16 protein-coding genes are annotated in these 22592 nt (G+C 69.0%); 9 read left to right on the forward strand and 7 right to left on the reverse strand.

Translation table 11 applies throughout. The features are described 5' to 3' along the window. The first annotated feature begins 58 nt into the window (after positions 1-58). The 3 genes from BLV92_RS26025 (at position 59) to BLV92_RS26035 (ending at position 3439) form a co-directional block, all read left to right on the forward strand. Entirely contained in the window at positions 59-1435 is a 1377-nt protein-coding gene (locus tag BLV92_RS26025; protein WP_090550712.1) for an MFS transporter, read from the forward strand. Between the two features lie 83 nt (positions 1436-1518). After that, positions 1519-2469, forward strand: a complete 951-nt coding sequence (locus tag BLV92_RS26030; RefSeq protein ID WP_090550714.1) for a hydroxymethylglutaryl-CoA lyase — start codon at positions 1519-1521, stop codon at positions 2467-2469. 37 nt (positions 2470-2506) lie between these two features. After that, positions 2507-3439 (forward strand): dihydrodipicolinate synthase family protein, encoded by a 933-nt coding sequence (locus tag BLV92_RS26035; RefSeq protein WP_090550716.1) that lies wholly within the window; start codon positions 2507-2509, stop codon positions 3437-3439. 15 nt (positions 3440-3454) lie between these two features. Here the strand turns inward: BLV92_RS26035 and BLV92_RS26040 are convergent, their stop codons facing one another. From BLV92_RS26040 to speB, 3 genes are read right to left on the reverse strand one after another with little or no spacing between them, the layout of a single operon-like run. Beyond that, a complete protein-coding gene (locus tag BLV92_RS26040) occupies positions 3455-4381 on the reverse strand; it encodes a 2-hydroxyacid dehydrogenase (RefSeq protein ID WP_090550719.1) in 927 nt (308 codons plus the stop codon). Between the two features lie 58 nt (positions 4382-4439). After that, positions 4440-5243, reverse strand: a complete 804-nt coding sequence (locus BLV92_RS26045; RefSeq protein WP_090550721.1) for a class II aldolase/adducin family protein — start codon at positions 5241-5243, stop codon at positions 4440-4442. 52 nt (positions 5244-5295) lie between these two features. Next, positions 5296-6207, reverse strand: a complete 912-nt coding sequence (speB, locus tag BLV92_RS26050; protein WP_208862142.1) for an agmatinase — start codon at positions 6205-6207, stop codon at positions 5296-5298. Positions 6208-6486: 279 nt separating this feature from the next. Here speB and BLV92_RS26055 point away from each other — a divergent pair, with 279 nt between their 5' ends. Then, complete coding sequence (locus BLV92_RS26055) at positions 6487-7404, forward strand: LysR family transcriptional regulator (RefSeq protein ID WP_090550724.1); 918 nt, start codon at positions 6487-6489, stop codon at positions 7402-7404. Here the strand turns inward: BLV92_RS26055 and BLV92_RS26060 are convergent. The 4 genes from BLV92_RS26060 to BLV92_RS26075 all read right to left on the reverse strand — a co-directional run bounded on the left by BLV92_RS26060 (position 7391) and on the right by BLV92_RS26075 (position 11887). After that, entirely contained in the window at positions 7391-8965 is a 1575-nt protein-coding gene (locus BLV92_RS26060; RefSeq protein ID WP_090550727.1) for an amino acid ABC transporter permease/ATP-binding protein, read from the reverse strand. The genes BLV92_RS26055 and BLV92_RS26060 overlap by 14 nt on opposite strands. A 43-nt stretch (positions 8966-9008) precedes the next feature. Then, positions 9009-9884 (reverse strand): transporter substrate-binding domain-containing protein, encoded by an 876-nt coding sequence (locus tag BLV92_RS26065; protein WP_177197944.1) that lies wholly within the window; start codon positions 9882-9884, stop codon positions 9009-9011. A 69-nt stretch (positions 9885-9953) separates the two neighbouring features. Continuing rightward, positions 9954-10997, reverse strand: coding sequence for an isopenicillin N synthase family dioxygenase (locus BLV92_RS26070; protein ID WP_090550729.1), 1044 nt, complete (start codon positions 10995-10997; stop codon positions 9954-9956). A 47-nt stretch (positions 10998-11044) separates the two neighbouring features. Further along, positions 11045-11887, reverse strand: a complete 843-nt coding sequence (locus BLV92_RS26075; protein ID WP_090550733.1) for a sugar phosphate isomerase/epimerase family protein — start codon at positions 11885-11887, stop codon at positions 11045-11047. Positions 11888-12689: 802 nt separating this feature from the next. On the opposite strand from BLV92_RS26075, the gene BLV92_RS26080 reads away from it, so the two are divergent. The 5 genes from BLV92_RS26080 to BLV92_RS26100 all read left to right on the forward strand — a co-directional run bounded on the left by BLV92_RS26080 (position 12690) and on the right by BLV92_RS26100 (position 22534). Then, positions 12690-14162: a circularly permuted type 2 ATP-grasp protein gene (locus BLV92_RS26080; protein WP_090550735.1), complete on the forward strand. Its 1473-nt coding sequence runs from the start codon at positions 12690-12692 to the stop codon at positions 14160-14162. A 66-nt stretch (positions 14163-14228) separates the two neighbouring features. Then, positions 14229-15191, forward strand: coding sequence for an alpha-E domain-containing protein (locus tag BLV92_RS26085; RefSeq protein ID WP_090550737.1), 963 nt, complete (start codon positions 14229-14231; stop codon positions 15189-15191). Positions 15192-15504: 313 nt separating this feature from the next. Continuing rightward, positions 15505-18987 carry a transglutaminase family protein gene (locus BLV92_RS26090; RefSeq protein WP_090550740.1) on the forward strand — a complete coding sequence of 1161 codons (3483 nt, stop codon included), beginning with the start codon at positions 15505-15507 and terminating at the stop codon, positions 18985-18987. Positions 18988-19037: 50 nt separating this feature from the next. Continuing rightward, the gene (locus tag BLV92_RS26095; RefSeq protein ID WP_373681839.1) at positions 19038-21626 is read left to right on the forward strand and encodes a circularly permuted type 2 ATP-grasp protein; all 2589 of its coding nucleotides are present in this window, start codon (positions 19038-19040) and stop codon (positions 21624-21626) included. Continuing rightward, entirely contained in the window at positions 21623-22534 is a 912-nt protein-coding gene (locus BLV92_RS26100; RefSeq protein WP_090550741.1) for a transglutaminase family protein, read from the forward strand. Before BLV92_RS26095 ends, BLV92_RS26100 begins: the two co-directional genes overlap by 4 nt. Positions 22535-22592 lie beyond the last annotated feature (58 nt).

The following is a 22592-nucleotide window of genomic DNA, read 5'->3' on the forward strand; positions in this document are numbered from 1 at the left end:
GCGCATGCGGGCACGACCGGCCGGCAACACAAACCGGCAAGAACCGGAGGAGACACGCATGAACCCAGCAGTCGGCAACGTCGGCGATCCAGCAGCCGAAGGCACGTACACGAAGATCACGCGACGGCTGATCCCGTTCCTGTTCCTGTGCTACGTGTTCGCGTTCCTGGACCGCATCAACATCGGCATCGCGCAACTCGACATGAAGCAGGACGTCGGCTTCAGCGACCTCACGTACAGCGTCGGCGCGGGCATCTTCTTTCTCGGCTACGTGCTGATGGAAGTGCCGAGCAATTTGCTGCTCGCGCGCATCGGCGTGAAAAAGACGTTCTCGCGGATCATGATCCTGTGGGGCATCGTCGCGGCGTCGACGGCGTTCGTCACGCTGCCGTCGCATCTGTACGCGGTGCGCTTCCTGCTCGGCCTCGCGGAAGCCGGGCTGTATCCGGGCGTGATCTTCTACCTGACGCGCTGGTATCCGGTCGAGCGGCGCGCGAAGGTGATCGCGATCTTCACGTGCGCGACCGGCATCGCGGGCCTGTTCGGCGGCCCGATGTCCGGCTGGCTGATGACGCACTTCGACGGCCTGCACGGGCTGCACGGCTGGCAGTGGATGTTCATCGCGCAGGGGCTGCCGGCGAGCGTGCTCGGCGTGATCGCGTTCTTCTACCTGGACGACGGCCCGCAGCAGGCGAAGTGGCTGAGCGACAGCGAGAAGGCGCAGGTGGTCCGCGATCTGCAACGCAGTTCCGGCGTCAGCGCCACGCATGCGGAGCATACGTTCGGCCGCGCGCTGCTCGATCCGCATGTCTACGTGATGGGTTTCGTGTGGTTCACGCAGATCGCCGGCGTGTTCGCGATCGGCTTCTGGCTGCCGACGCTCATCAAGAGTTCCGGCGTGCAGAGCCCGCTCGCGATCGGCGGTTATTCGGCGATTCCGTATTTCGTCAGCTGGGTCGCGCTGATCGCGCTGAACCGCAGTTCCGATCGCACGATGGAGCGGCGCTGGCACTGCGCGGTCGCGATGCTGGTCGGCGCGGGCGGCCTGCTCGCGGCGGGGCTGATCGGCGGCAATCTGGTGCTGTCGCTCGTCGCGCTGTCGATCGCGACGGCCGGGATTCTCGCGCCGAATCCGCTGATCTGGGCGATCACGACCGACTACATCCGCGGCCGCGGCGCCGCGGGCGGCGTCGCGATCGTGAACTGCGTCGGGCTGCTCGGCGGCTTCGTGAGCCCGATGATCATCGGCTCGATCAAGACGCTGACGAACAGCATGGCGGGCGGCCTCGGCGCGGTCTCGCTCCTGATGGTGCTCGGCGCCATCGCGGCGATCGTATTCGCGCCGCGCACGTCCGGCGCGCCGGGTTCGTTGCCGGAAGCGAACGGACTCGGCGACCGCGCGGACGACGCGGCAGCCGCGAACGCGACGCTGTGAACCTGCTTTGAACATTTGACGGAAAGACGCGAAGCGGGCCGCGCGATGCACGGCCGGCTTCGCGCGACGAGAGGAATACGACGATGACGAAGGAAACGGCGCAGGTCCGCGAAGTGGGGTTGCGCGACGGGTTGCAGATGGTGCGGACGATCCTGTCCACGGAGCAGAAGCTCGAATGGTGCGCGCGGATGGTCGATGCGGGCTGCACGCAGATCGAGGTGACGTCGTTCGTGCCGCCGAAGATCGTTCCGCAGTTCGCGGACGCGGTCGAAGTCGCGACCGGCGCGCTGAAGATCGACGGGCTGCATGCAGCCGCGCTGGTGCCGAACCTGAAAGGCGCGCAGCGCGCGTTCGACGTCGGGCTGCGCAAGATCCACTACGTGCTGTCCGCTAGCAACGAGCACAACCTGAAGAACGTGCGGCGCACGACGGTGGAATCGGCGGAGGACTTCGCGCGGATCGTCGCCGCGCGCGACGAAAGCGGCGATGCGGGCGTGCGGAGCACCGTGCTCGGCGCGGGTGTCGCGACCGCGTTCGGCTGCACGATCCAGGGCCGCGTGGATGAGCGTTTCGTGCTCGGCCTCGTCGAAACGCTGCTGAAGGCCGGCGCGGACGAGATCACGATTGCGGACACCGTCGGTTACGCAAACCCCGGCCAGGTGCGCGCGCTGATGCGCCGGGTGCTCGCGCTGACCGGCGACGTGCCGGTTGCATGCCACTTCCACGACACGCGCGGACTCGGCCTCGCGAACGTGATCGCCGCGCTCGACGCGGGCGTGCGCAGCTTCGACGCGTCGCTCGGCGGCCTCGGCGGCTGTCCGTTCGCACCGAATGCGACCGGCAACATCAATACCGAGGACACGGTGTTCCTGCTCGAATCCGAAGGGCTCGACACCGGCATCGACATCGGCGCGCTGCTCGCGATCCGCGAGACGATCGCGGGCTGGCTGCCGGGCGAGCCGTTCACCGGCGCGATCGCGCGCGCCGGGTTGCCGAAGACGTTCGCGCGCGCGGAGACCGAGGCTTTGGCCTGAATCGCCGAATTTTCCGATCCTGTTCAAATCATCCCGAATGACTCAACCGAAAGCAGCCGCGCGTTATCGCGGCGTATTCCCGGTCGTGCCGACGATCTTCGACGCAACCGGCGCGCTTGACCTCGCAGGCCAGTTGCGCTGCGTCGATTTCATGATCGACGCGGGCTCGAACGGGCTGTGCATCCTCGCGAACTTCTCCGAGCAGTTCGCGCTGTCCGACGACGAGCGCGAACGGCTCACGCGCGCGATTCTCGAACACGTGGACGGCCGCGTGCCGGTGATCGTGACGACCACGCACTTCAGTTCGCAGGTGTGCGCGGCGCGCAGCCGCGCGGCGCAGGAGGCGGGCGCCGCGATGGTGATGGTGATGCCGCCGTATCACGGCGCGACGATCCGTATTGGCGAGGCGGGGATTCGCACGTTTTTCCAGCGGGTTTCCGATGCGATAACAATTCCCGTGATGATCCAGGACGCGCCGGTCAGCGGCACGACGCTGTCGGCCGCGTTTCTCGCGCGGCTCGCGAACGAGGTCGAGCGCGTGTCGTACTTCAAGATCGAGGTGCCGCAGGCGGCCGCGAAGCTGCGCGAGCTGATCGCGCTCGGCGGCGACGCGATCGAGGGGCCGTGGGACGGCGAGGAGGCGATCACGCTGCACGCGGACCTCGAAGCGGGCGCGACCGGCTCGATGACCGGCGGCGGTTATCCGGACGGCATTCGCCGGATCGTCGATGCGTGGTTCGCGGGCGACGTCGAGACCGCGACGCGGCACTATCAGGAATGGCTGCCGCTGATCAACTGCGAGAACCGGCAGGGCGGCCTGGCAACCGCGAAGGCGCTGATGAAGGAAGGCGGGATCATCGCGTCCGACGCGGTGCGCGAGCCGTTCGCGCCGATGCATCCGGAGACGCGTGCGAGCCTGCTGCGGATCGCGCGGCGGCTCGATCCGCTGGTGTTGAGGTGGGCGAGGTAGGGGACGGGACTACGCTCAAAACCCCCGCCCGACATCGACCTGATTCATCAGCGGCTCGCCGCGCTGCATCCGCCGCACGTTCTCCGCGATCTGTTGCGCGACGACGTCGAATCCCGCGCTCGACGCCATATGCGGCGTGACGACGAGATTCGGCGCGCGCCACAGCGGATCGTCGGCGGGCAGCGGTTCCGCTTCGAACACGTCGACCACCGCGCCGCCGAGTCGCCCTTCGCGTAACGCGGCCAGCAGGTCGGCGCTCACCAGATGCTCGCCGCGCCCGACGTGCACGAGCTTCGCGCCGGGCCGCAACTGCCGCAGCAGCTGCGCGTCGATCAGCCCGCGCGTCTCGGCCGTCAGCGGCAGCAGACACACCAGCACGTCGGTCTGCGCGAGGAACGCGGGCAGCGCGTCGCGGCCCGCGAAACTCTCGATGCCCGCTTCGCGCTTCGGCTCGCGGGTCCAGCCGAGCACCCGGAAGCCCATGTGCGCGAGGTCGCGCGCGACCTGCAACCCGATTTCGCCAAGCCCCATCACGCCGACCGTGCACGCATGCGCGGGCCGCTGGTCGGGCGGGTCCCAGCGCGCGTCGCGCTGGTTCGCGAGCACGCGGTCGAAACCGCGATGGAAGTGCAGCACGCTCCACAGCACGAATTCGCTCATCCCGCGCGCCTGCGCCGGATCGACGATCCGGCACAACGGCACTGGCGGAAAGCCGGGATCGCACAGGATGTTGTCGACGCCGGCCGCGACCGCGTGCACGAGCCGCAGGTTCGGCAGCGTGCGCAGCGCGCCGGGCGGCGGGTTCCAGCAGACGGCCACTTCGGCGTCCGCCGCTTCCGGCGTGCCGAACGCATGCACGCTCAATTCGGGGGCGGCTTGCGTGATACGCGGCGCGAGCGCGGACAGGTCGTAGCCGCGGCTGACGAGAACGAGCTGGGTCATCGGAAGTTTCGGCGGGTTTCCAGTCGGAAAGTATCGGGCAGCGGGTTTCCGATCGTCGTTACGAGCGATAGTCGGTGCGGACCGGCCGGGCGTCGGGGCCGGTTTCGATCAGCCGCAGCGCGGCCTGCCAGGCGAGGTCGATGATGCCGTCCTCGTCGTCGGCCGCGAACTGCGCGGCGGTGCGCGCGCAGACTTCGGGTGGCGGGATGTTCAGTTCGACGCCGCCCGCGAGCGCGTTGATCTGCGCCTGGCACGCGCGTTCGAGGAAGTAGATTTCGTGGAATGCGTCGGCCACCGACTTGCCGCACGCGAGCAAACCGTGGTTGCGCAGGATCATCGCGTTATGCGGGCCAAGGTCCGCGACGAGCCGCTCGCGTTCGCCGAGGTCGAGCGCGATGCCTTCGTAGTCGTGATACGCGAGCTTGCCGTAGAACTTCAGCGCGTGCTGGCTGATCGGCAGCAGCCCGCGCCGCTGCGCGGACACGCCGATGCCCGCCGCCGTGTGCGTATGCACGACGAACGCGACGTCCTCGCGCGCCATGTGGACCGCCGAATGGATCGTGAAGCCGGCCGCGTTCACGCGGCAGTGCTCCGGGTGCTCGCGCGCGCGCTCGTCGATCACGTTGCCGCGATAGTCGATCTTCACGAGGTCCGACGCGCGCATCTCGTCGAACAGCACGCCATAGCGGTTGATGAGGAACGCCGGCGGCTCGCCGGGCTTGCCCGGCAGCCGCGCGCTGATGTGCGTGTCGATCATGTCCGTCATCCGGAAATGCGCGACGACGCGATAGAGCGCGGCGAGTTCGATCCGGGTCGTGCGTTCGGCGTCGGACACGTCGAGCGGCGGCGTGGGAGCGTTCATGGGCAGCGTGTTCCTCGGCGCGGGACAGCGCCGGTTCCGGCGCAAAAAGGGGTTAACGGCGCGTGACGCCCGGCAGCACGCACAGCATCTCGTACAGCAGGTTCGCGCCGAGCAGCGACGTGTTGCCGGTCGTGTCGTACGGCGGCGACACCTCGACCAGATCGCCGCCGACGAGATCGAGCCCGTGGCATCCGCGGATAATCTCAAGCGCCTGAATCGTCGTCAACCCGCCGATTTCCGGCGTGCCGGTGCCGGGCGCCCACGCGGGATCGATGCCGTCGATGTCGAAGCTCAAATACACGGGGCCGCCGCCGACCTTGTCGCGCACCTCGGCCATCAGCGGTTCGAGCGACCGGTGCCAGCATTCCTCGGCCTGCACGACGCGAAAACCCTGCCTGCGGCTCCAGTCGAAATCGTCGGCTGTATAACCCTGCGCGCGCAGCCCGATCTGCACGACGCGCTCGCAGTCGAGCAGCCCTTCCTCGACCGCGCGGCGGAACGTCGTGCCGTGCGCGATCTTCTCGCCGAACATGTGGTCGTTCACGTCCGCGTGCGCGTCGACGTGCACCAGCCCGACCTTGCCGTGGCGGCGGCGGATCGCGCGCAGGATCGGCAGCGTGATCGTATGGTCGCCGCCGAGCGTCAGCGGCATGACGCCGTGTGCGAGGATGCGGTCGTACGACTCCTCGATGATCCGCACCGCGTCGAGCAGGTTGAAGGTGTTGATCGGGACGTCGCCGATGTCCGCGACCGACAGCGAATCGAACGGCGCGGCGCCGGTCGCCATGTTGTACGGGCGGATCATCACCGACTGCGCGCGGATCTCGCGCGGGCCGAAGCGGGTGCCCGCGCGCAGCGACGTGCCGATGTCGAGCGGCACGCCGACGAACGCGGCGTCGAGCCCGGCCGGCGACGCGAGATGCGGCAGCCGCATCATCGTCGCGATGCCGCCGAAGCGGGGCATCTCGTTGCCGCCGAGCGGCTGGTAAAGCTGCTTTTCGATCACGTTGTCGTTTCCTGTTGGCCTGGCTGCGCGCCGCGCGGCGCACGTTGCCGATACTGCGTCCCGCGCGCGTTTCGACAAATCGCTGGAAAGAAATATTTAGTTCAGTTATTTCTGAAGTGAAACGGCGCGCACGACCGCGCGGCGCCGGCCGGCCGCGGCCGCGCCGGGATTTCGCCTGGGTGCTGTGCCCGGGTGCTGCGCCGCGCTGAAACGTTTCGACAACGGAGGAAACATCGCTTGGCCAACGTCCTGCCTGAAGCCCGCCTGCTGCGGATCTTTGCGTGCGTGGTCCGCCACCAGGGGTTCGCGCCCGCGCAACAGGAACTGAACCTGTCCACGTCCGCGATCAGCACGTACATGAGCCAGCTCGAAGCGCTGGTCGGCGTCGTGTTGTGCCATCGCGGGCGCGGCGGCTTCGCGCTGACGCCGAAGGGCGAGGAGTTCCACCAGGAGGCGCTGCGCGTGCTCGCGGAACTCGACGGCTTCGAACGCTACGCGGCCGGGATGCGCGGCGACCTGCGCGGCAGCCTGAAGGTCGGCGTGCTCGACGCGACGATCAGCGACCCGATGCTGCCGCTGCCCGCGATCGTCGGCGAGTTCGCGCGCGAACATCCGGCGGTGCAGTTGCACCTGAACGTGCAGAGCCCGTACGACCTTCAGCTGAGCGTGCTCGGCAACCGGCTTGACGTCGCGATCGGCGCGTTCCAGTTGCGGATGAACGGGCTCGTGTACCAGCCGCTGTACCGCGAGCAGCACTGGCTCTATTGCAGCGACGCGCATCCGCTGTTCGGCGACACGCGGATCGCGCCCGAGGCGATCGGCCAGCAGCGGATGGTGAGCCGCTCGTACTGGAGCCAGACGGAACTGGCGCGGCACGGCTTCAAGCGCAGCGAGGCGGCCGTGGACAGCATGGAGGGGCAACTGATCCTGATCCTGTCCGGCGCGTACATCGGCTTCCTGCCCGAGCACTTCGCGAAGACATGGGTCGATGCGGGGCGGCTGCGCGCGCTGCTGCCCGCGTCGTTCGGCTATCAGGCGCCGTTCTCGGTGGTGCTGCGGCGCGGCCGCGCGAAGGAGCCGCTGGTGCAGAAGTTTCGCGACGCGCTGAAGCGCCATGTCGCGAGCGCCGACACGGACGCGTTCATGCATGATTGACCGCTGCGGGCGCGGGGATCGGCGGCGGCGTGCTGCCGTCGGGCTCCGCGAGGCCCGCGAAGCGGCGCACGCGTTCCGCGCGCGGGTCGCGCCGCACCGCATCCGGCGAGCCGTCGAACTGGATCACGCCGTGCTCCATGAACACCACGCGATCGGAGATCGACAGCGCGAAGTCCATCTCGTGCGTGACGATCACCATCGTCATCCCTTCCTTCGCGAGCGAGCCGATCACGTTCAGCACGTCGCCGACCAGTTCGGGGTCGAGCGCGGACGTCGGTTCGTCGAACAGCATGATCGCGGGTTCCATCGCGAGCGCGCGCGCGATCGCGACGCGCTGCTGCTGGCCGCCCGACAACTGATGCGGATACTTGTACGCGTGCGCGAGCAGGCCGACCTTGTCGAGCAGCGTCAGCGCGCGGGCGGCGGTGTCGTCGCGCGAGCCGTGGCCGTGATAGCGCGGCGCGAGCGCCACGTTGTCGACGATCGTGCGGTGCGGGAACAGGTTGAAGCTCTGGAACACCATGCCGATGTGGCTGATGCCGTCACGCATCCGCGCGCCGCCCGGCCGCTCGCCCGCGCGGATGAACGCCTCGCCGAACAGCACGATCTCGCCGCGGTCGATCGTTTCGAGGCCGTTGATCGTGCGGATCAGCGACGTCTTGCCGGAGCCGGACGGCCCGATGATCGACACGACCTCGCCGGCGCGGACCGTCAGGCCGATGCCCTTCAGCACTTCGTGGTGGCCGTAGCTCTTATGCAGGTCCTTCAGCAGCAGCGCGTCCGGCGCGCCGCGGCCGCGCGGCGACGCGGCACTCGCCGCGCGGGGCGGCGGCGCGAGGCTTGCGCGCGCGGCCGCGAGCGCCGTTTCGTCGAGCGTCTGCGGACGCCGCCGCGTCAGGTCGAGCCGGCGCTCCACGTATTGCAGCACCCAGCCGAACACGGTGACGATCAGCACGTAGTAGATCGCGATCGCCGATAACGTTTCCATCACGAGGAAATTCTGCGCATACAGCCGCTGGCCGACGAGCAGCAGTTCGGTCAGCGAGATCACCGACACCAGCGACGTCAGCTTCACGCAGGTGACGAACTCGTTGATCAGCGCGGGCAGCGCGACGCGGAACGCCTGCGGAATCACGACCAGCCGCTGCTGCCCGAACGCGCGGATGCCGAGCGCCGCGCCCGCTTCGTGCTGCCCCTTCGACACCGACAGCAGTCCGCCGCGATGGATCTCCGCCATGTACGCGGTTTCGGTCAGCACCAGCGCAACCAGCCCGGAAAAGAACGGATGCGACAGCGCCGCGCCTGCCGCCGGAAACATCTGCGGCAGGTTGTACACGAACACGATCAGCACGAGCAGCGGCACGCTGCGGAAGAACCACACGTACACCGACGCGGGCATCGACAGCCAGCGCGAGCGCGACAGCTTCGCGGTCGCGAGCAGGAAGCCGAGCACGAGCCCGAGCGCCCACGACAGCGCGCTCAGTTCGACCACGGTCGCGCAGGCCCGCCAGAACGCGGGCAGCGCGAACAGCGACAGGAAGTAGCCGAAGTCGAAGGTCATGGCAGGCTCCCGCTGCGTCGTTGAACCGGATGCGGCGTGCAGGTCACGACGACGCGACCGGCGCGAGGTTGTACTTCTTCAGCATCGCGCCGTATTCGCCGTTCTTCTTCAACTGGTCGAACGCCTTCGTCAGCGCGTCGTACAGCGCCTTGTTGTCCTTGCGCACGTAGATGCCGAGCGTCTGCGGATAGATCAGGTCGCGGGATGAAACGATCACGCGGCCGGACGACTTCGCGGACAGCGCCTGCGCCGCGCCCGCGATCTCCATCTGCGCCTGCACGTTGTTCGACAGCAGCGCCTGCATCACCTCGGGGGCGGACGGGTATTCGCTGACGGTGATCTCGCCCTTGCCGTTCGGCTCGCAATACGTCTTCGACAGCGTCTGCAACTGGTTCACCCACGTCGTGCCCTGTTCGAGGCCGACGTGCAGTCCGCACAGGTCCTCGGGTTTCGTCGGGCGCAGCTTGCCGGCGGCCGGCACCATGATCGCCGCGCCGGTCTGCGCATACGGAATCGCCTGGGCCTGCGCGGTGCGCTCGGGCGTCACGTACACGCCGGAAATCACCGCATCGTAGTGGCGCGCGTTCAGGCCGAGAATCAGCCCGGACAGCCGCGTGTCGACGAAGCTGGTCGACGCGCCCAGCTGCTTGCCGAGCGCGCGCGCGAACTCCGGATCGGAGCCGACCACCTGGTCGCCGTCGTACGACTCGAACGGCGGATAGGTGATTTCCATGCCGACCTTGAACTGGCCCGGCGCGAGCATGCCGGCCGGCGTCGCGGTCTGCGCGAACGCGTGGCCGCCGAACAGCAGGCCGGCGATGAGCGCGCCGGCGCGCGCGGTCCGATGCAGCGGGGCGAGTCGGCCGGTGGCGCGGATCTGGCCGCGTTCGCGTGCAGGACGGGTGAACGTGATGGACATGCGAGGGCTCCAGTGTCGTTGCAGGGTAGGGATTATGGGGGCGCAGGGCGCGGCGCGCGCGTTCCGGTTTCAGCCCGGCTGCGACGCCTTCTTCAGATGGCCGAAGCTCGCGGGCCGGCGCGCGTTGCGCGGCAGCGCCGCGTCGCCGGCCTCGACGCGGCGTTGCAGATACTGGTACGTCTGCAAGGCCTGCGACCACATATGCTCGCCGATCGAAATCTCGTCGTACTCCGCGTTGCCGTTCGCGAACGCGGGCAGTGGCTTGATCAGCGTGTGGTAGTCGCACGCGTAGAACAGCGGGAACGAATACCGCTCCTCGCGCACCGCGCGCACGCGGTGCGCGGTCGCGACGAACGCGCCGGCCGTCATCACTTCGAGCATGTCGCCGATGTTCACGACGAACGTGCCCGGGATCGGCGGCGTGTCGATCCATTCGCCGCGGCCGTTCATCGCTTCGAGTCCGGGCGCATCCGCGAGCAGGATCGTGAAGCACTCGTAGTCGGTATGCGCGCCGATGCCCGGCGCGTCCTGCGCCGCGCCGTCGAACGGATAGTGGATCAGCCGAAGCTTCGACGGCGGCCGCGTGACGAGCGGGTCGAAATGATATTCGGGCAGCCCGAGCGCCAGCGCGAAGCCGCTGAAGAGCCGCCGGCCGAGCGCGAACACCTCGTCGTAATAACGTTTCACCGCAGGCTGGAAACCCGCCAGCTGCGGCCAGCGGTTCGGCCCGAGCAGCGGCGTGCCGGCGAGCACGAGCGGATCGTCGGCGGCCACTTCGTAGCCGACGTCGAACGCTTCCTTGTGGTCCGGCTTGCCCTTCGAATACACCTCTTCGCCTTCCGGCACGAAACCCTTGTGCGACTCGGACGCGCCGATGTAGTGCTGCATCTTGCGGTCGAGCGGCTGCGCGAAATAATCCTTCGCCGCGTGGCGCAGGCCGTCGATCGTCGCCTGCGAAATGCCGTGGCCGGAGATGTACAGGAAGCCGACGCGGCGCGCGGCGTCGCCGAGTTTCGCGGCGACCGCCGCGCGGTTTGCGAGGTCGGTGCTGAAGAGGCCGGCGATGTCGATCACCGGAATCGACGTGAAATCCGTGTCCTGCCTGGTTGACATCGTGGGTCGCTCCTGGTTTTTTGCGTCGTTGCAGGGGAATGAAACGATCACGCGCCGAAGCGGCGCGCGAAGTGCGCGCGCTGCGCGTCGACCATCCATGCGTTCAATTGCGCGAGGTCGGCGATGGGCGCGTCGGTGAACGGCAGATGATGCAGATAACCATCCGGGCCGAACTCCGGCGTCATCGTCGTGACGGGGTAGCCGCGCTCTGCCTGCGAGCGCCACACGGCGGCCCAGTGCGCCTCGTGGAACGCGAGCGCCGCCGCGTACTCGGGCGCGGCCGGATGCGGCACCTGCGGCCCCTGGTCGTAACCGACGCGCGCCTGGATGTGATGCACGCGCGACACGAACGGCGCGAGGTCATCGGCCGCGTCGTCGAGCAGCCGCTCGCAGACGACGACCCAATGGCTGATGTCGCTCGTGAAGCGCAGGTCCGGCACCTGGCGGATCAGGTCCAGCGTGACCCACGGGCTATACAGCGAGCGCGCGCGATGCGTCTCGAAGCTGCACATCTGGCCATGTTTCGTGGCCAGTTCGAGCGCCCGGCCGAAGAACTCGACCTGTGCGGCGAGCGGCCAGCGGTCGTTGCCGGCGAGCACGTTCACGAAGCGCGGCGACAGGTCCGCCGCCGCCGCGAGCAGGCGGTCGAGGTCGTCGAGATGCCGGGCCGGCGTCGCGCGCTGGTCGGGCAGCACGATGCCGGACGTGAAGCAGGCCGCGATGTAGTCGAGTCCGTGGTCGGCCAGTTGCGCGGCGAGCGCGGCGCGGCCGTCCGGGTCGAGCGGCAGCCGCGTCTCGATGCCGGCGAGCCCGGCCGCGCGGACCGCCTCGCATGCGGCGCGCAACTCGCCGCGATATCCCCACAATGACCGGAAGAGATCTAGCCGCATGGTTCGTGTCGTGTGTCCGGAAAAGGCCGTCGGGCCGGGAACTGAAGCCGATGGTGCAGGCAGGTTAGGGCACGAAAAATCTGCGAAACAAAACAATCAGTTCTGGATTTTCTGAACCAACCACTGGTTAGCGGCAGCGGCGGCGACAGGTTGAGCGCCAGCCCGGTTGCACTGCGGAGAGCCATGAAACACGGCCGCCTGGCAACCGTTCGCCAATCCTGTGCGCGGCGGCGCGTTCGGGCACGATTTCGGTGCGGCTATGGACGAGCGGCGAGCATGCGTTCATGCTGTGGTCACGCGGTCGGCGCACGCTGCGACGCACGGCGGCGCGCTTTCATGCGCGCGGCGGCGCGAAGCGAACGGAACATGGCGGCTGCGGAGTGACGAATGACGGGCCTGGCAGGCAGGCGCCGCGCGGTGGGCGACCCATTGCGCAAACCCCGTTCCCGTCGCCCGCAATCGGCATGGAAGTTGCGTGAGCCGCTGTGACGCCTGGTTACTCGCGGTCAGCCCGGCGGCCCTGGCTGCGGCGCCGTCTTTCGACGGCGCGGCGGCGATGGCCGCGGGCGCGTCGCGCGGCATGTGCGCGGCCGGTCCGTTGGGGTCCGGCTCGCGCAAAGCAGTTCTGCAATCGGGCGATGAGGCGCGGCGGGCAACCGTCGCGGGAACGGGGTGCGCCGTGGCGCGTCCCGTTTCCTCCCGATCGGAACGTCGCGGCGCAGGCGACGGCGAGGGCTACCGGGCAGTCGCGGCTGTTGAGCCGCGGCATCTGACGGCACGCATCTCACGGGGACGATCGGTTATGACGCAAGCATTCTTCAACGAAATGTTCGAGCGCTCCACGCTCGACGTGAAGGGCCTTTCACAGACGGCCTTTGTGTCGGCGGGCGATCCGCGCAGCCACTATCAGGCATTCCTCGACTGGATGCACGGCCAGAGCGAGCAGCAGATGCAGAACAAGCGCGCCGAGGCGGACCTCAACTTCCGGCGCACCGGCATCACGTTCGCGGTGTATGGCGAGAAGGACGAAAGCGGGATCGGCACCGAGCGCACGATTCCGTTCGACGTGATTCCGCGCATCTTCCCGGCCGACGAATGGGCGGCGCTGGAGCGCGGGCTGCGGCAGCGCGTGACCGCGCTGAACATGTTCATCCGCGACATCTATCACGACCAGCACATCGTGAAGGCGGGCGTGATCCCGATCGAGCAGATCGTCGGCAACGCGCAGTACCGGCCGCAGATGCAGGGCGTCAACGTGGTGCGGGACATCTACGCGCACATCGCGGGCATCGACATCGTGCGCGCCGGCGCGGGCGAGTTCTACGTGCTCGAAGACAACCTGCGCGTGCCGTCCGGCGTGTCGTACATGCTGGAGAACCGCAAGGCGATGATGCGGCTCTTTCCCGAACTGTTCGCGCGCAACCGGGTCGCGCCGGTCGCGCACTATCCGGACCTGCTGCTCGACACGCTGCGCGCGGCCGCGCCGCACGGCGTCGACAACCCGACGATCGTCGTGCTGACGCCCGGCATGTACAACTCCGCGTATTTCGAGCACGCGTTCCTCGCGCAGCAGATGGGCATCGAACTCGTCGAGGGGCAGGACCTGTTCGTCGAAGGCGGCTACCTCTACATGCGCACGACCGAGGGGCCGCAGCGCGTCGACGTGATCTATCGCCGCGTGGACGACGACTTCCTCGACCCGGACGTGTTCCGCCCGGACTCGATGCTCGGCGCGGCCGGCCTGCTGTCGGTCTATCAGGCGGGCAACGTGACGCTGTGCAACGCGGTCGGCACCGGCGTCGCGGACGACAAGTCGATCTATCCGTACGTGCCGGACATGGTGCGCTTCTACCTGAGCGAAGAGCCGATCCTGAACAACGTGCCGACGTGGATGTGCCGCAAGGCGGACGACCTCCAGTACGTGCTCGACCATCTGTCCGAACTCGTCGTGAAGGAGACGCACGGCGCGGGCGGCTACGGGATGCTGGTCGGCCCGGCCGCGAGCAAGGCGGAGATCGAGGCGTTCCGCGCGGCGCTCGTCGCGACGCCGGAACGCTACATCGCGCAGCCGACGCTCGCGCTGTCCACCTGCCCGACCTACGTCGACGCGGGCATCGCGCCGCGCCACATCGACCTGCGGCCGTTCGTGCTGTCCGGCCAGCAGGTGCGGATGGTGCCGGGCGGCCTCACGCGCGTCGCGCTGCGCGAGGGCTCGCTCGTCGTGAACTCGTCGCAGGGCGGCGGCACCAAGGACACCTGGGTTCTCGAATGCTGAGCGGCGCGCGCGCCGCTCTTACGTCCGCCGTCGCGGGCTCCCGATAACGAAAACGCTGGAACCATCATGCTGAGCCGTACTGCCGACCATCTCTTCTGGATGGCGCGCTACATCGAGCGCGCCGAAAACACCGCGCGGATGCTCGACGCGAACTACCAGTTGTCGCTGCTGCCGCAATCCGACGAATACGCGGAAGCCGGCTGGCGCGCGATGCTGTCGATCTCCGAGCTGAGCGGCAACTATGCGGACCGCCACGCGGGCATGAAGAGCCGCGACGTGATCGCGTTCATGTCGCGCGACCCGGACAACCTGTCGTCGATCGTCAGCTGCCTGCGCGCGGCGCGCGAAAACGCGCGCGCGGTGCGCTTCGAGATCACGACCGAACTGTGGGAGTCGATCAACACGACGTGGCTCGACTGCCAGCGGCTGCTGAAGGAAGGCATCCTCGAACGCGACCCGCGCGAATTCTTCGAGTGGGTGAAGTTCCGTTCGCACCTGTCGCGCGGCGTCGAGTCCGGCACGATGGTGAAGGACGCGGCGTTCTACTTCATGCGGCTCGGCACGTTCATCGAGCGCGCGGACAACACCGCGCGGATCCTCGACGTGAAGTTCGAGATGCGCGAGCAGAGCCGCGAGGCCGTCGCGCCGCAGTCGCTCGACTACTACCACTGGGCCGCGGTGCTGCGCTCGGTGTCGGGCTTCGAGGTGTACCGCAAGGTGTATCGCGACGTGATCACGCCGGAGCGCGTCGCCGGGCTGCTGATCCTGTACCGCGACTGGCCGCGCTCGCTCGCCGCGAGTCTGGAGGAGGTGCAGCAGATCATCGGGCGCGTGCGCATCGCCGGGTCCGGGCAGACCGAGCGGCTCGCGACGCAACTGTGGTCCGAACTGCGCGACGGCAGCATCCGCGACATCCTGCGCGGCGGCCTGCACGAGTACCTGACGAGCTTCCTCGCGCGCGTGAACGCGCTCGCGAGCAGCGTGAGCAGCGACTTCCTCGTGCCGCTCGTGGAGGAAAGCGCCGCCTGAGACGGCGTTCGCATCGCCGGCCGCGCGCGGGGTGTCGCGCGGCGGGGTCGCGGCGTCGGGCGGCGTGCGGCCGTGCGCGCGAACTTCGCGGGCACGGTGCATGCGGCCGACGGCGGGCGGTGCGGACGTCACGTGCATTTCAGAGGCTCCGGGCATGATGGCGGGTCCGGAGCGCCGCCGCGGCATCTGCGGGTGAGGCCGCGGCGGTACGGGTCTGGATGCCGGCGCGCGTCGTCGCGGGCCGGCATCGTGAAACAAGTGAAAACCAGCTATCCGGCGTGATTGCCTGTCTGCATCTAACGAGGAGTCCGGTGTGTCCATCCGCGTCGCATTGAATCATGTCACGCATTACCGTTACGACCGCCTGGTCGGACTGTCCCCGCAGGTCGTCCGACTGCGGCCCGCCCCGCATTGCCGCACGCCGATCGTGTCGTACTCGATGCGCGTCGAGCCGGAGCAGCACTTCATCAACTGGCAGCAGGACGCGTTCGCGAACTACCAGGCGCGGCTCGTGTTCCCGGAGCCGACCCGCGAATTCAAGGTGACCATCGACCTGGTCGCCGAGATGGCGGTGTACAACCCGTTCGACTTTTTCCTGGAGCCGTCGGCCGAGCAGTTTCCGTTCGAGTACGCGCCGGAACTGGCGGCGGAACTGGCGCCGTATCTGGTGCGGCGCGAGCCGACGCCGCGTTTCGCGGCGTTCGTCGAGAGCATCGACCGCACGCCGCGCAAGACCATCGACTTCCTCGTCGAACTGAACCAGCGGCTGCAGCACGAGATCCGCTACCTGATCCGGATGGAGCCGGGCGTGCAGACGCCGGAAGAGACGCTCGCAAACGCGTCCGGCTCGTGCCGCGACTCCGGCTGGCTGCTGGTCGAGGCGCTGCGCCAGCTTGGGCTCGCCGCGCGTTTCGTGTCGGGTTACCTGCTGCAACTGGCGCCGGACACCAAGGCGCTCGACGGCCCGAGCGGCACCGACGTCGATTTCACCGACCTGCACGCGTGGTGCGAGGTCTATCTGCCAGGCGCGGGCTGGATCGGCCTCGATCCGACGTCCGGGCTGCTGGCCGGCGAAGGGCACATCCCGCTCGCGTGCACGCCGGAGCCGGGCAGCGCCGCGCCGATCTCGGGCGCGGTCGACGAATGTGAGGTCGAGTTTTCCCACGAGATGTCGATCGAGCGCGTGCTGGAAACGCCGCGCGTGACGAAGCCGTACACCGACGACGCATGGGCGCGCGTGCACGAGATGGGCGTGCAGGTCGACGCGGATCTCGTCGCACAGGACGTGCGGCTCACGATGGGCGGCGAGCCGACGTTCGTGTCGGTGCGCGACCGCGACGCGGCCGAATGGAACACCGACGCGCTCGGGCCGACCAAGCGCGGTTACGCGGTCGCGCTGATGGACCGGCTGCGCGCGAGGTACGGCGCGAACGGCTTCCTGCACATCGGCCAGGGCAAGTGGTATCCGGGCGAGCAGTTGCCGCGCTGGGCGCTGTCGCTGTACTGGCGCACGGACGGCCAGCCGTGCTGGCACGACCCGTCGCTGTTCGCGGACGAGCGCGAGCCGGCCTACCACACGTCCGAGGACGCCGAGCGTTTTATCCAGCACCTCGCGGGCAAGCTGGCGCTCGACACGCGTTTCATCCGCCCCGGCTACGAGGACACCTGGTATTACCTGTGGCGCGAACGCCGGCTGCCGGTGAACGTCGATCCGTTCGATTCGCGGCTGGACGACGAGATGGAGCGCATGCGGCTGCGCCGCGTGTTCGACGCGGGGCTGCCGTCGGTGACCGGCTACGTGCTGCCGCTCGCCCGCGCGAACGACGTGCCGATGCAGCCGCCGCGCTGGGTCAGCGGCCCGTGGTTCTTCCGCGACGAACGGATGTACCTGATGCCGGGCGATTCGCCGATGGGTTACCGGCTGCCGCTCGATTCGCTGCCGTGGGTGTCCGCGGCCGATTATCCGTGGCAATACGCGCACGATCCGTTCGCGCCGTCGCAGCCGCTGCGCAGCGCGGCCGAGATGCGGATGCAGTATCGCGGCGACGGCCAGCCGGACGCGAGCGGCGACCCGACCGCCGCGTATCGCGCGCCGGGTTGGGCCGGTGACGGCGAAGGCTTCGGCGCGCCGCACGCGGGTAGCGGCACGGGCACGGGCACGCCGGCCGCGGCCGATGGGCGGCTGCCCGCGCGCGGCGAATCCGCGTCGTGGATCACCCGCACCGCGATCTGCGTGGAGGCGCGCGACCCGGCGCGCGCGGCCGGCCCGACGGCCGAGGCCGACGCGTTCGGCAGCGGCCGGCGTCTGCTGCACGTGTTCATGCCGCCGCTCGCGAACCTCGACGACTATCTGGACCTGCTCGCCGCCGTCGAGACGACCGCCGCCGACCTCGGCGTGAAGGTGATCGTCGAGGGCTATCCGCCGCCGCGCGACGCGCGGCTGAAGCTGCTCCAGGTGACGCCCGACCCGGGCGTGATCGAGGTGAACATCCACCCGGCGTCGAACTGGGACGAACTGGTCGATCACACCGAGTACCTGTACGAGGCCGCGCACGAGACTTATCTGTCCAGCGAGAAGTTCATGCTCGACGGCCGCCACGCCGGCACCGGCGGCGGCAACCACTTCGTGCTCGGCGGCGCGACGCCGCCCGACAGCCCGTTCCTGCGCCGGCCGGACCTGCTCGCGAGCCTCGTCGCGTACTGGCATAACCATCCGTCGCTGTCGTACCTGTTCTCGGGGCTCTTCATCGGGCCGACGAGCCAGGCGCCGCGCGTCGACGAGGCGCGCAACGACCAGGTGTACGAACTGGAACTCGCGTTCCGCGAGCTTCAGCACCAGATCGACCTGCTCGGCGGGCGCGGCAGCGCGACGCTGCCGCCGTGGCTCGTCGACCGCACGCTGCGCAACATCCTGATCGACGTGACCGGCAACACGCACCGCGCCGAGTTCTGCATCGACAAGCTGTACTCGCCGGACGGCCCGACCGGCCGCCTCGGCCTGCTGGAGCTGCGCGGCTTCGAAATGCCGCCGCACGCGCGGATGAGCCTCGTGCAGCAGTTGCTGCTGCGCGCGCTGGTCGCGCGTTTCTGGCGCACGCCGTACACGACGCGGCTCACGCGCTGGGGCACCGAACTGCACGACCGCTTCATGCTCAGCACGTTCGTGCGGATGGACTTCGACGACGTGCTCGCGGAACTGGCCGAGGCCGGCTTCGCGTTCGAGCCGCAGTGGTTCGCGCCGCACTTCGAGTTCCGCTTCCCGTTCGTCGGCGAATTGCAGACGAGCGGCATCGAGCTGACCGTGCGCAACGCGCTGGAGCCGTGGCACGTGATGGGCGAGGAAGGCTCGGTCGGCGGCACGGTGCGCTACGTCGATTCGTCGGTGGAGCGGCTGGAGGTGCGCGTGCTCGGGCTGAACGGCAACCGCCACGTGGTCACGGTGAACGGCGTGCCGCTGCCGCTGCAGCCGACCGGCCGGGTCAGCGAGCACGTGGCCGGGGTGCGGTTCCGTGCGTGGCGGCAGCCGTCGGCGCTGCATCCGACGATCGGCGTGCACGCGCCGCTGACGATCGACGTCGTCGATACATGGAACGGGCGCTCGATCGGCGGATGCCAGTACCATGTCGCCCATCCGGGCGGGCGCAATTACCAGACGTTCCCGGTCAACGCGTACGAGGCCGAGAGCCGGCGGCGCGCGCGCTTCTTCACGATCGGGCATACTCCGGGTCCGCTCGTGCCGGCGCCGCGCGAGCGCAGCCTTGAGTTTCCGTTCACGCTGGACCTGCGCCACCGATGACCGGCTGCCGTTAACCCGTCGGCAGCCCCTTTTTTGAACACGATACGATCTTGAATCTCCAGTCCACCCTGCCGTTCGACATCCCCGCGCTGCATGCGCACGTGCCGCCGCGTCTGCCGGTGCCGGAAGGGCACTGGGACGAGATGCGCGACGCGTCGGGGCTGCCGCGCGAGTCGTGGCGGAGATTCTTCGATCTGCTCGGCGACGAAGGGATCGCGGGGCTCGACGTGGGCCTCGCGTCGGTCGCGCAGCAGGTGCGCGACAACGACATCAGCTACAACGTGTACGCGGACAACGGGCTGCCGCGCGCGTGGGCGCTCGACCTGCTGCCGTTCCTGATCGACGAGAGCGAGTGGGCGGAGATCGCGCACGGCGTCGCGCAGCGCGCGCGTCTGCTGAACGCGATCGTCGCGGACATCTACGGCCCGCAGACGCTGTTGCAGCGCGGGCTGCTGCCGCCCGCGCTGGTGTTCGGGCATCCGGGCTACCTGCGGGCGGTGAAGGGGTATCTGCCGTTCAACGGGCAGTTCCTGCAGATCGTCGCGATCGACCTCGCGCGCGCGCCCGGCGGCGAATGGACGGTGATCTCGCACCGCACCGAGGCGCCGTCCGGCCTCGGTTACGCGCTGGAGAACCGGCTGATCGTCGCGAGCCTGTTCGCGGAGCCGTTCCGCGAGATGTGCGTGTCGCGGCTCGCGCCGTCGTATTCGCAGCTGATCGCGACGCTCGCGGAAAGCGCGCGCCTGACGATGCGCGGCGGCGACAGCACCGACGGCGACCGGCGCGACTCGCCGCACATCGCGCTGCTCACGCCGGGGCCGTACAGCGAAACCTATTTCGAGCACGTGTTCCTCGCGCGCTACCTCGGCCTCACGCTGGTCGAGGGCAAGGACCTGACGGTGCGCGGCGACAAGCTGTACCTGAAGACGCTCGCCGGGCTCGAACGCGTGCACGCGGTGCTGCGCCGGCTCGACGACGCGTTCTGCGACCCGGTCGAACTGCGGCCCGATTCGACGATCGGCGTGCCGGGGCTGTTGCAGGTGATGCGCGCGGGCAACGTGATGGTCGCGAACGTGCCGGGCGCGGCGCTCGCGGAAACGCCCGCGCTGCACGGCTTCCTGCCGGCGATCTCGCAGTCGCTGCTCGGCGAGCCGCTCGCGCTGCCGACCGTGTCGACGTGGTGGTGCGGCGAGAAGGTCGCGCGCGACGAGGCGTTCGCGCAGCTCGACAGCGCGTACCTCCAGCCGACGTGGCCCGGTGTGCAGGGCAGCGTCGCGCCGGGGCTCGAAGTCGGCGAGCAGCGGCTCGAAAGCTGGCGCGAGCGCATCGAGCGGTCGCCGGACAGCTTCACGATCCAGGCGCCGCTGCCGTATTCGTGCGCGCCGCGCTACGACGGCGGCACGATCGGCGCGCGGCCGTCGGCGCTGCGCGTGTACGCGTTCGCCGGCCCCGACGGCAGCTGGAGCGTGATGCCCGGCGGCTTCACGCGGCTGGCGGCCGAGCGCCGCTCGACCGTGTCGATGCAGCTGGGCGGCAGCAGCGTCGACACGTGGGTGCTGTCGAGCCAGCCGGTGCCGTCGTTTTCGCTGCTGCCGTCGCCGATGAAGCCCGGCGACCTCGCGAAGCGCCGTCGCACGGTGGTGTCGAGCCGCGCGGCGGAGAACCTGTTCTGGGCGGGCCGCTACGGCGAGCGCGCGGAGAACAACGTGCGGCTGTGCCGGCTGATCCTCGGCTCGCTCGACGGTGGCGACGCGGACGGGATGTTCGACACGCTCGTCGAACTGGCCGCGCACAGCGGGCTGATCGCGCCGGCCGACAAGGTCGCGCGCAGTTCCGCGAAGGATTTCGAGGCCGCGCTGCTCGCCGGGCTGGGCGGCGCGACCGACGCGGGCGCCACCAGCATCGGCCAGAACCTCGCGAGCCAGGCGTACGCGTGCGGCGAGATTCGCGGCCGGCTCTCGACCGACCACTGGCGCACGGTGCTCGCCGCGCGCAACGACTTCCGCGACGCGCTCGACTGGATCGCTCGCGTCGGCAAGGGCGGCCGCTACGACCGCGTCGCGCTGATCGACGTGCTGGAGGCGCTGTCCACGCAGTTGTCCGCGATCAGCGGCGCGCAGGGCGACCGGATGGTCCGCGACGAGGCGTGGCGGCTGCTGTTCATCGGCCGCCACATCGAGCGCGTGTCCACCATGTCGATGTATCTCGGCGTCGTGATCGGCGAAGGGCGGCTCGCGAGCCCGGCCGCGTTCGAACTGCTGCTGCAACTGTTCGACAGCATCCTCACGTACCGGTCGCTGTATCCGGGCCGCCTCGAAGCGCCCGCGCTGCTCGACCTGCTGGTCGTCGATCCGGCGAATCCGCGCGGGCTGTACGGCGTGTTCGACCGGCTGCGCAAGAAGCTCGGCGAAATACCGGCCGCGGCCGGCGTGCGCCGCGCGCCGCTGTCGGACCTGATGCCGGCCATCGACACGCTGCCGGACCTCGAACGGCTGTGCACGACCGATGCGGCCGGCGGTTATCCGGTGCTCGTGGAGGTCTGCGACCAGTTGGGCGCGTGCGTGGCAGCGGTGTCGAACGAGATCAGCGTGCGCCACTTCAGCCACGCGAATCCGTACGGCGCGGGAGGTGCGCAATGAGCGCCGGCGCGACGACCACGAACGACGCATCCGTGATGCTGGCGGTGTCGCACAGCACCACCTACCGGTATTCGACGCAGGTCGAGACCGCGCAGCATCTCGCGACGATCCGGCCGATCGAGTGCCCGTGGCAGCACGTGGTGAAGCACACCGAGCACATCGATCCCGCGCCGTCGTACCTGAAGAGCCGGCTCGACGCGTTCGGCAACGACGTGCTGTATTTCTCGCTCGACACGCCGCACGACACGTTGCAGATGACGAGCGAGACGACCGTCGAACTGTCGCCGCGCTGGTCGTCGCTCGATCCGCACACGACGCCCGCATGGGAAAAAGTCGCGGACGCCTTGCGTTTTCGCGCGGGCGGCGGTTTCCGGCCGGAGTCCGAGTTCTGTTATGCGTCGCCGTACATCGTGCCGTCCGCCGCGTTGCGTGCGTATGCACTGCCGAGCTTCGCGCCGGGCAAGGCGCTCGTCGACGGCGCGATCGACCTGATGCACCGGATCCACGCGGACTTCGAATACAAGCCGGCGACGACCGCGTTCGATACGCCGGCCGCGCGCGCGTTCGAGATGAAGAGCGGCGTGTGCCAGGACTTTTCGCAGGTGATGATCGGCTGCCTGCGCTCGCTCGGCCTGCCGGCCCGCTACGTGAGCGGTTATCTGCGCAACGACCCGCCGCCGGGGCAGCCGAAGCTGATCGGCGCGGACGCGTCGCACGCGTGGGTGTCGGTGCATTGCCCGGTCAGCGGCTGGATCGACCTCGATCCGACCAACGACGTGCTCGCCGATCTCGATCACATCACGCTCGCGACCGGGCGCGACTATAGCGACGTGTCGCTGCTGCGCGGGATGATCCTCGGCGGCGGCGCGCATCAGGTCGAAGTGGGCGTCAGCGTGACCGCGGTTTGACGCGCGCGGAGCGGGGCATACCCCGGGGCAGGCTCCCGGGCGCGTCTCGTTCGTAAGT

This window comes from Paraburkholderia caballeronis (genome assembly GCF_900104845.1).
In the GTDB taxonomy this organism is placed as follows: domain Bacteria; phylum Pseudomonadota; class Gammaproteobacteria; order Burkholderiales; family Burkholderiaceae; genus Paraburkholderia; species Paraburkholderia caballeronis.

Coding starts and splice junctions, on each gene's coding strand:
- BLV92_RS26025 (WP_090550712.1), top strand. CDS start 59: ATGAACCCAGCAGTCGGCAACGTCGGCGATCCAGCAGCCGAAGGCACG.
- BLV92_RS26030 (WP_090550714.1), top strand. CDS start 1,519: ATGACGAAGGAAACGGCGCAGGTCCGCGAAGTGGGGTTGCGCGACGGG.
- BLV92_RS26035 (WP_090550716.1), top strand. CDS start 2,507: ATGACTCAACCGAAAGCAGCCGCGCGTTATCGCGGCGTATTCCCGGTC.
- BLV92_RS26040 (WP_090550719.1), bottom strand. CDS start 4,381: ATGACCCAGCTCGTTCTCGTCAGCCGCGGCTACGACCTGTCCGCGCTC.
- BLV92_RS26045 (WP_090550721.1), bottom strand. CDS start 5,243: ATGAACGCTCCCACGCCGCCGCTCGACGTGTCCGACGCCGAACGCACG.
- speB (WP_208862142.1), bottom strand. CDS start 6,207: ATGCCCCGCTTCGGCGGCATCGCGACGATGATGCGGCTGCCGCATCTC.
- BLV92_RS26060 (WP_090550727.1), bottom strand. CDS start 8,965: ATGACCTTCGACTTCGGCTACTTCCTGTCGCTGTTCGCGCTGCCCGCG.
- BLV92_RS26065 (WP_177197944.1), bottom strand. CDS start 9,884: ATGTCCATCACGTTCACCCGTCCTGCACGCGAACGCGGCCAGATCCGC.
- BLV92_RS26070 (WP_090550729.1), bottom strand. CDS start 10,997: ATGTCAACCAGGCAGGACACGGATTTCACGTCGATTCCGGTGATCGAC.
- BLV92_RS26075 (WP_090550733.1), bottom strand. CDS start 11,887: ATGCGGCTAGATCTCTTCCGGTCATTGTGGGGATATCGCGGCGAGTTG.
- BLV92_RS26080 (WP_090550735.1), top strand. CDS start 12,690: ATGACGCAAGCATTCTTCAACGAAATGTTCGAGCGCTCCACGCTCGAC.
- BLV92_RS26085 (WP_090550737.1), top strand. CDS start 14,229: ATGCTGAGCCGTACTGCCGACCATCTCTTCTGGATGGCGCGCTACATC.
- BLV92_RS26100 (WP_090550741.1), top strand. CDS start 21,623: ATGAGCGCCGGCGCGACGACCACGAACGACGCATCCGTGATGCTGGCG.